Raw genomic sequence first — 9471 nt, 5'->3', positions numbered from 1 at the left:
GACGGCCTGCTCCTTTGCGAGCGTGCCGTCGCCGAGCCGGTCCCACAGTGATTGCCAGGTCTCGCGCTCGGTCACCGGGGCGCCCGCGAGCAGGCTGGCTTTCCCCGAACTCGGGTGCGCTCCGGGAGACCGCTGGCTCGGCCCCGGGGGGCGTCGATGGTGGGTGGCCCCCGGGGGCCGTGGCGGTGCCTGAGGCTCGTGGCGGCTGAGGCTCCGTTGCGCGTCCGGCCGCCCTCGGGCCGCGGTGCCGCGCCGGGCCTGAGGCCTCGGCGCCTCCGTCTGGGGCGCCCATGGCCGCCCGCGCTGCCCACGGCCCCCTCGGCCCGCCTGAGGGCGCGCCCACGCCTTTCCAGGTTGCCCGGGGCTTCGGCCATGGGGCGGCGCGCTCATGGGCTTCGCCCGACCGCTCCGGGCCCGTCTGGACGCACCAGGCCCTCCGGGCGCCTCGGCCCGCCTGCGGTGCGCCGAAGGTCCCCGGCACGTCGCCGGGGCGTGCCTGGCGTGGCGGCTTTCGGCTCACCGAGGGCGGACTCACGGCCTTGCCCGGCCGCCCCCGGCCCTGCCCGGGCACGCGCGGCACGCTCCCGGGCGCCTCGGCCCGCCTGAGGTGCGCCCAAGGCCCCCGGCACGCGGCCCGGCCCGCCTGGCGTGGCGGGCCTCGGCCCACCGAGGGCGGACTCATGGGCTTGCCCGGCCGTCCCCGCCCTGTTCGGGCCCGTGGGCGAGGCGCGCTCCCGGCCCCTCGGCCCTGCCTGCGCCCTTTGGGCGACGCGCGGCACGCTCCCGGCTCGCTGGGCGCACGCCACAGGCCTCGGACGCATCACCCGGTCTCGGGCGATGCGCGCCGGCGGTCCCAGGTCCGTCGGCGACGCGCACCCTGGTGCCGGGCCCGCCGGATGGGCGCGCGCCTCCAAGGAGCGGCCTGCTCCTTGGCCCCGCACGGGCCGCCCTGCGGCCCGACAGGCGGCCTCTGCGGGGCCGAAGGCTCCCGAGGGTCGGGCCTGCAGTTGTCGGGCGCAGAAGCGGCCGTAGAGGGCCGGGTGCTCGAGGCGCCGGAGCGGGGCGTCATCGGTCTGCGGCGACTTCGATCGCCGCGCAGCGCCAGCGGCGGTCCGTGCCCTGTTCGAGGCGGAAGGCCATCGCGCTGACCCGGTCGCCGGAGCCGATGCGGGCGAAGGCCTCGATCACGCCGGGGCCCGGGTGGAATTCGCCGCAGTGGCGGACCACCGGCATCACTCGCGCCTGCGGTCGCAGCGGCGCTCCCGGGGCGAGGCGGACGAGTTGTTCGTAAGCCTCGCCGATCGTGTGTCCGAGTATCCAGTGGACGGGCCGCTGGCCGCTGAGAACCGCCAGCAGGCGGTCGGCGAACCAGTAGTGCGGCAGATGCTGCCGCCGTGCGCGTGCCATCGCCGCTGTCGCCGCAGCGACGACAGGCCGTCGCTGGTCGCGCCGGCCTGCGGGCCGGGTCCTGTCCATGGAGATCGCCCCCGAGGTGCCGTCCCGGTCGTGTACCGGGAGGTGGCTTTGGTCGGTGATCTTCTATGACGTCGGGCCGGCCGCCGCAACGCGCATCCCGTGCTGCCTGGCCTGGCCGGAAGAGTCACCTATCTGGGTGACGAGGGCCAGCAGGGGCCGGGAAGAAGAGCCGTCGACGGGGTACGAGGTGGACGGCCGGCGGGGAAGGGAGCGCACCCCGATGGGGGACGTCGCACGTATCCTGTGGGCGTCCCGAAGACTACGAAAGCGGCCTGCCATGCGCGTGTACGTCCCCCTGACCCTCCCCGGTCTCGCAGCGGCGCACGAGGCGGGCGAACTGGGACCCGGACCGCTTGCCGCGTATGCCGTCACGCCCGGTCTGCGTGAGTGGTACGTCTCCGACGACATCGAGGAGCTGGAGTACGCCGCGTTGAACCGCGCCGCCGCCGCGTCGCTCCGCCTGCTGGCCGGTGCCCCGGAGGCGGCAAGGCGGCGTGTGGTCGTGGCCGTCGACGTGGCGGACCAGGACGCGGTCGCAGACCCCGACAGCATGCTCGACGCGAGCGCGCTCGGTGAGGTGCGGATCGCCTCCGCCGTGCCGTTGGCCAAGGCGGCGGCCGTCCACGTCGACGCCGACGACGCCGTGGACGACGTGTCCGCCGCGGTGGACGCGCTCGGTGCCGCCGACCACGGCGACGACGACGCGCAGTTCACGGTCGACGGAGCCGAGGACCACGAGCTGCTCTGGTTCGGCGTGCAGGAGATCCCGAACATCGTCGCCTGACCGCCTGTGACCGGCGTATGACAGGCTGCGCCCGGCATTGTCGTACCCCGCCTGTACGGTTTCCGGCATGGGGAAGACGGGGAACCGCAGCGCCCATCTGGTCTGGGACTGGAACGGCACGCTGCTCGACGACATCAGCACCGTGATCGCGGCGACCAACGCCGCCTTCGCGGAGATAGGCCTCGCGCAGATCACACTTGAGCGCTACCGCGAGCTGTACTGCGTGCCCGTCCCGCGGTTCTACGAGCGACTCATGGGGCGCCTTCCCACGGACGACGAGTGGCTCGTCATGGATGCCGCGTTCCACAAGCACTACTGGGCGCGGGCCGACGCGTGCGGTCTCGCGGCGGGGGCTGCCGAGCTGCTGGTGCGGCGGCAGCAGTCGGGGCTGACGCAGTCCCTGCTGTCGCTCGCTCCCCATGAGCACCTGATACCGATCGTGCGCCGGCACGGCATCGAGGAGAGGTTCGTCCGGGTCGACGGGCGGGTCGGCGCGTCGACGTCCGGCAAGGCGGAGCACATGGTGCGTCACCTTGCCGGTCTTGCGGGCGTGAGCGCCGAGCGGGTCGTCGTCATCGGTGACGCGGCGGACGACGCAGTCGCGGCGGCCCACGTCGGTGCGAAGGCGGTGCTCTACACCGGGGGATCGCACAGCCGGGCGAGCCTGGAATCGGTGGGGGTGCCGGTGGTGGACACGTTGGAGGAGGCTGTGACGGTGGCGGAGGAGCTCGTGGCCTGATGCCGCCGCGCGCCGGCGGCCGGCACCAGCAAGCGCCTCGGCGCTCCGGCGCCGGCCCTCGGGCCCGCAAGCGCCTCGGCGGTCCGTCGCTCGCCCGCGGCCGCGCCAGCGCCGCGGCCCTCAAGCCTCAAACTCGCGGCGCTCGTCGCCGGCACCGGCACACGGCTATGCCGCCTGCGCCGGCCGACACGGCTACGTCGCCAGCACACGACGCCGACGCCGGCACCGGCACACGGCTATGCCGCCTGCGCCGGCCGACACGGCTACGTCGCCAGCACACGACGCCGACATCCGCACACCGCTATGCCGCCGACACCCGCACGCGGCTACGTCGCCGACACCCGCACGCGGCTATGCCGCCGACACCCGCACGCGGCTATGCCGCCGGCGCCCGCACATGGCTACGTCGCCGACACCCGCACATGGCTACGTCGCCGACACCCGCACACGGCTACGTCGCCGACACCCGCACAGGGCTATGTCGCCGGCGCCGTCGCCCGCAGCACTTTCAAAAACTCCCGCATCCAGGCCGGATGGTCCGGCCAGGCACGCGAGGAGATCAGCGAGCCGTCCACGACCGCCTCGACGTCCTGGAACGACGCCCCGGCAGCCTGCATGTCCAGCTCCAGCGCGGGATAGGACGTCACCCGGCGCCCCTCCAGGCCGCCGGTCGCCGCTGTCAGCAGCGGTCCGTGGCAGATCTGGGCCACGGGCTTGTCGGAGTCGAAGAACGCCTTGAGAATCTTGCGGAGCTCGGGGTCGTTGCGCAGGTACTCGGGCGCGCGTCCGCCGGGGATCACGATGGCGGCGTACGATCCCGGGTCGACCTCCGAGAAGGCCAGGTCGGCCTGCCAGGTGTAGCCCGGCTTCTCCGTGTATGTGTCGAAACCCGGCTCGAAGTCGTGCACGACGAACTGCAGCTTTTTGCGGGCCGGGGCCGCGATGTGCACCTCGTACCCCTCCTCCAGCAGCCGCTGGTAGGGGTAGAGGACCTCGAGGGACTCGGCGGCGTCCCCGGTGACGATGAGGATCTTCGTGGTCATGGCTGCTCCCGGTGGTTGCTTGCCAAGAGGGCCTGTGTCGCTGTCCAGAGTGTCAAACTTCGGGCCCTGCTTTTGTACACATACGGCTCATGACGGGTCGGGGGTGCGGGGAGATAGCCTGGGGGGCGTGATCAGCGCGATATGCCGTGGGGGCAGCGAAGCCCCCGGCCCTCGCCCGGAGCGCTACAGCGCCCGGGCCATCGCTGACCCTTCCCGTCCGGCCGGCCAGACCGAATTGGCCGATATCGACTCGGACGACTCTCATCGCGGCATAACGTCGACTGCGAACGGACACCCCGTGTCGCGGCGATTCGTCGCATCTTTCACCTACGTCACGCAACGGCGCGCGACAGGAGCCAGAGGACATGCAGACCAAGCTGGACGAAGCCAAGGCCGAGCTGCTCGCACGGGCCGCCCGGGTAGCTGAGAACAGCCCGGCCGGGGGGCACCTTCCGACTGGGACCGAGCAGGGAAAGCGTCCCGACCGGGACACCCTCCTCACGTACCTCCAGCGCTACTACCTGCACACTGCTCCGGAGGACCTCACCGACCGCGATCCGGTCGATGTCTTCGGTGCGGCACTTTCCCACTACCGGCTCGCCGAAAACCGCCCCCAGGGCACGGCGAACGTCCGGGTCCACACGCCGACCGTCGAGGAGAACGGGTGGACCTGCAGCCACTCCGTCGTGGAGGTCGTCACCGACGACATGCCCTTCCTCGTCGACTCGGTCACCAATGAGCTCTCCCGCCAGGGCCGTGGCATCCATGTCGTGATCCACCCGCAGGTGATCGTCCGGCGCGATGTGACCGGCAAGCTCATCGAGGTGCTGCCCTCAGGGACGAGCGCCGCCAAGGACCTGCCGCACGACGCCCTCGTCGAGTCGTGGATCCATGTCGAGATGGACCGCGAGACCGACCGCGCCGACCTGAAGCAGATCACCGCCGATCTGCTGCGTGTCCTGTCCGACGTCCGCGAGGCCGTCGAGGACTGGGAGAAGATGCGCGACGCCGCGCTGCGCATCGCCGAGGACCTGCCGAACGAGCCCAAGGCCGACGACCTGCCCGACCAGGAGGTCGAGGAGGCTCGCGAACTGCTGCGCTGGCTCGCCGCCGACCACTTCACCTTCCTCGGCTACCGCGAGTACGAGCTCACGGACGCGGACGCGCTGGCCGCCGTGCCCGGCACCGGTCTCGGAATACTGCGCTCCGACCCGCACCACAGCGAGGACGAGACCCACCCGGTCAGCCCCTCCTTCAGCCGGCTGCCCGCGGACGCCCGCGCCAAGGCCCGTGAGCACAAGCTGCTCGTCCTGACGAAGGCCAACAGCCGCGCGACCGTGCACCGCCCGAGCTACCTGGACTATGTCGGCGTCAAGAAGTTCGACGCCGAGGGCAACGTCGTCGGCGAGCGCCGCTTCCTCGGCCTGTTCTCGTCCGCCGCGTACACCGAGTCCGTGCGCCGTGTGCCGGTCGTGCGGCGCAAGGTCGCCGAGGTGCTGCAGGGCGCCGGGTTCTCGCCCAACAGCCACGACGGCCGCGACCTGCTGCAGATCCTCGAGACGTACCCGCGCGACGAGCTGTTCCAGACCCCGGCCGACCAGCTGCAGGGGATCGTCACCAGCGTGCTGTACCTCCAGGAGCGCCGTCGGCTGCGGCTCTACCTGCGCCAGGACGAGTACGGGCGCTACTACTCCGCCCTCGTCTACCTGCCGCGTGACCGCTACACGACCGGTGTACGGCTGCGCCTGATCGACATCCTCAAGGAGGAGCTCGGCGGCACCAGCGTCGACTTCACCGCCTGGAACACCGAGTCGATCCTCTCCCGTATCCACTTCGTGGTCCGGGTGCCGACCGGCACCGAGCTGCCGCACCTCACCGATGCCGACACCGAGAGGATCGAGGCCCGGCTGGTGGAGGCCGCCCGCTCCTGGGCGGACGGCTTCGGCGAGGCGCTGAACGCCGAGTTCGGCGAGGAGCGCGCCGCCGAGCTGCTGCGCCGCTACGCGGGCGCCTTCCCCGAGGGCTACAAGGCCGACCACTCGCCGCGCTCCGCCGTGGCCGACCTCGTACGCCTCGAGGAGCTGACCCACTCCGATAAGGACTTCGCCCTCTCGCTGTACGAGCCGGTCGGTGCCGGCCCCGGCGAGCGTCGCTTCAAGATCTACCGGACTGGTGACCAGGTGTCGCTGTCCGCCGTGCTGCCCGTGCTGCAGCGACTCGGCTGCGAGGTCGTCGACGAGCGTCCGTACGAGCTGCGCTGTTCGGACCGTACGCACGCCTGGATCTACGACTTCGGGATGCGCCTGCCGCGGACCGGCTCGGGCGGCGACTACCTCGCCGACGACGCCCGCGAGCGCTTCCAGGACGCCTTCGCCGCCGTCTGGACGGGCGAGGCGGAGAACGACGGCTTCAACTCGCTGGTCCTGGGCGCCGGTCTCAACTGGCGCGAGGCGATGGTGCTGCGCGCCTACGCGAAGTACCTGCGCCAGGCCGGTTCGACCTTCAGCCAGGACTACATGGAGGACACCCTCCGCAACAACGTCCACACCACCCGGCTGCTGGTCTCCCTCTTCGAGGCCCGGATGTCGCCGGACCGCCAGCGAGCGGGCACCGAGCTGATCGACGGTCTGCTCGAGGAGGTCGACGGCGCGCTCGACCAGGTCGCGAGCCTCGACGAGGACCGCATCCTGCGTTCCTTCCTCACCGTCATCAAGGCCACTCTGCGCACGAACTTCTTCCAGAGCGCAGGTGACGGAAGCGGCAAGCAGGGCAAGGACACGGCGGCCGGCGCCACACACGGCTATGTGTCGATGAAGTTCGACCCGCAGGCCATCCCCGACCTGCCCGCGCCGCGCCCCGCGTACGAGATCTGGGTGTACTCGCCGCGGGTCGAGGGCGTCCACCTGCGCTTCGGCAAGGTCGCGCGCGGCGGCCTGCGCTGGTCCGACCGGCGTGAGGACTTCCGTACGGAGATCCTCGGCCTGGTCAAGGCGCAGATGGTCAAGAACACCGTGATCGTGCCCGTCGGCGCGAAGGGCGGGTTCGTCGCCAAGCAGCTCCCGGACCCGTCCGTGGACCGCGACGCCTGGCTGGCCGAGGGCATCGCCTGCTACAAGACCTTCATCTCGGCGCTGCTCGACATCACCGACAACATGGTCGCGGGGGAGGTCGTCCCGCCGGCGCAGGTCGTCCGCCACGACGAGGACGACACGTACCTCGTCGTCGCCGCCGACAAGGGCACCGCGTCCTTCTCCGACATCGCCAACGAGGTCGCGGTCGCCTACAACTTCTGGCTCGGCGACGCGTTCGCCTCCGGCGGCTCGGCAGGCTACGACCACAAGGGCATGGGCATCACCGCCCGCGGTGCGTGGGAGTCGGTCAAGCGGCACTTCCGCGAGCTCGGCCACGACACGCAGACCGAGGACTTCACCGTCGTCGGCGTCGGTGACATGTCCGGTGACGTGTTCGGCAACGGCATGCTGCTCAGCGAGCACATCCGGCTCGTCGCCGCCTTCGACCACCGGCACATCTTCATCGACCCGAACCCGGACGCGGCCGTCGGATACGCCGAGCGCCGTCGGCTCTTCGAGCTGCCCCGCTCCTCGTGGGCCGACTACAGCAAGGACCTGCTGTCGCACGGCGGCGGCATCCATGCGCGCAGCGCCAAGTCGATCCCGGTCAACGCGGCGATGCGCGAGGCCCTCGGCATCGAGCCCGGTGTCACCAAGATGACCCCGGCCGATCTGATGCAGACGATCCTCAAGGCTCCGGTCGACCTGCTCTGGAACGGCGGCATCGGTACGTACGTCAAGGCCGCCGGAGAGTCGAATGCCGACGTCGGCGACAAGGCCAACGACGCCATCCGCGTCAACGGCGAGGACCTGCGCGTCCGTGTCGTGGGCGAGGGCGGCAACCTGGGCTGCACCCAGCTCGGCCGTATCGAGTTCGACCGCAGTGGCGGAAAGATCAACACCGACGCGATCGACAACAGCGCCGGTGTGGACACGTCCGACCACGAGGTCAACATCAAGATCCTGCTCAACGGCCTTGTCGCGGACGGCGACATGACCGTCAAGCAGCGCAACCAGCTGCTCGCGCAGATGACCGACGAGGTCGGCGCGCTCGTGCTGCGCAACAACTACGCACAGAACACCGCGCTCGCCAACGCCGTCGCCCAGTCGCCCTCGCTGCTCCACGCCCACCAGCGCTTCATGCGGCGTCTCGAGCGTGACGGACACCTGAACCGGGCGCTCGAGTTCCTGCCGTCCGACCGCCAGATCCGTGAACTGCTGGGCCAGGGCAAGGGCCTGAGCCAGCCCGAACTGGCCGTTCTCCTCGCCTACACGAAGATCACGGTGGCGGAGGACCTGATCGGGACGGACCTGCCGGACGACCCGTATCTGCGCCGTCTGCTGCACGCGTACTTCCCCAAGCCGCTGCGCGAGACGTTCGGCGACGCGATCGACGCGCACGCGCTGCGCCGCGAGATCGTGACGACGGTGCTCGTCAACGACACGGTGAACACCGGTGGTTCCACCTTCCTGCACCGGCTGCGGGAGGAGACCGGGGCGTCGATCGAGGAGATCGTGCGGGCGCAGACCGCGGCGCGCGAGATCTTCGGTCTCGGCGCGGTGTGGGACGCGGTCGAGGCACTCGACAACAAGGTCGCCGCGGACGTCCAGACCCGTGTCCGGCTGCACTCGCGCCGCCTCGTGGAGCGCGGCACACGCTGGCTGCTGGGCAACCGGCCGCAGCCGCTGGAGCTCGGGGAGACCATCGAGTTCTTCGCCGACCGTGTGGAGCAGGTGTGGGCGGCGCTGCCGAAGATGCTGCGCGGCGCGGACCTGGACTGGTACCAGGGCATCCTCGACGAGCTGACCGGGGAGGGCGTCCCGGAGGACCTCGCGCTGCGGGTGGCCGGGTTCTCCTCCGCGTTCCCGACGCTCGACATCGTGGCCATCTCGGACCGCAGCGGCCAGGACCCGCTGGCGGTCGCCGAGGTGTACTACGACCTCGCGGACCGGCTCTCCATCACGCAGCTGATGGACCGGATCATCGAACTGCCGCGGGCCGACCGTTGGCAGTCGATGGCCCGCGCCTCCATCCGCGAGGACCTGTACGCGGCGCACGCGGCGCTGACGGCGGACGTGCTGACCGTGGGCAACGGCACCTCGACGCCGGAGGAGCGGTTCCAGGCCTGGGAGCAGAAGAACGCGGCGATCCTGGGCCGGGCGCGGACGACGCTGGAGGAGATCCAGAGCTCGGACACGTTCGACCTGGCGAACCTGTCGGTGGCGATGCGGACGATGCGGCAGCTGCTGCGTACGCACAGCTGACGGGTCGTGCCCCTGGGCCGGCGGGCCGGGTCGCGCATACGTGCGCTGGTGTCGGAGGCCTGACCCTCGAGGAGATCCGTACCGCCCACGGCC

At 71.3% G+C, this 9471-nt stretch carries 5 protein-coding genes; 3 read left to right on the top strand and 2 right to left on the bottom strand.

What is annotated here, in order from left to right; all coding sequences use genetic code 11:
* Positions 1-1065: 1065 nt before the first annotated feature.
* Complete coding sequence (locus ABZ070_RS32765) at positions 1066-1476, bottom strand: Rv3235 family protein (protein WP_356639250.1); 411 nt, start codon at positions 1474-1476, stop codon at positions 1066-1068.
* Between the two features lie 277 nt (positions 1477-1753).
* On the opposite strand from ABZ070_RS32765, the gene ABZ070_RS32760 reads away from it, so the two are divergent.
* Together ABZ070_RS32760 and ABZ070_RS32755 are read left to right on the top strand one after the other, a co-directional pair.
* Entirely contained in the window at positions 1754-2260 is a 507-nt protein-coding gene (locus ABZ070_RS32760; RefSeq protein ID WP_356639248.1) for a hypothetical protein, read from the top strand.
* Between the two features lie 67 nt (positions 2261-2327).
* Positions 2328-2999: an HAD family hydrolase gene (locus tag ABZ070_RS32755; RefSeq protein ID WP_356639246.1), complete on the top strand. Its 672-nt coding sequence runs from the start codon at positions 2328-2330 to the stop codon at positions 2997-2999.
* A 476-nt stretch (positions 3000-3475) separates the two neighbouring features.
* Here the strand turns inward: ABZ070_RS32755 and ABZ070_RS32750 are convergent, their stop codons facing one another.
* Positions 3476-4042 (bottom strand): DJ-1/PfpI family protein, encoded by a 567-nt coding sequence (locus ABZ070_RS32750; protein ID WP_356639244.1) that lies wholly within the window; start codon positions 4040-4042, stop codon positions 3476-3478.
* A 365-nt stretch (positions 4043-4407) separates the two neighbouring features.
* Here ABZ070_RS32750 and ABZ070_RS32745 point away from each other — a divergent pair, with 365 nt between their 5' ends.
* On the top strand, positions 4408-9378 hold the full coding sequence (locus ABZ070_RS32745) for an NAD-glutamate dehydrogenase (protein ID WP_356639242.1): 4971 nt from the start codon (positions 4408-4410) through the stop codon (positions 9376-9378).
* Positions 9379-9471 lie beyond the last annotated feature (93 nt).

Origin of the sequence: Streptomyces sp. NPDC006283, from assembly GCF_040613325.1 — a bacterium.
In the GTDB taxonomy this organism is placed as follows: domain Bacteria; phylum Actinomycetota; class Actinomycetes; order Streptomycetales; family Streptomycetaceae; genus Streptomyces.
Note: the sequence above shows the minus strand (reverse complement) of the source record. Positions and strands in the feature narration are given on the sequence as shown.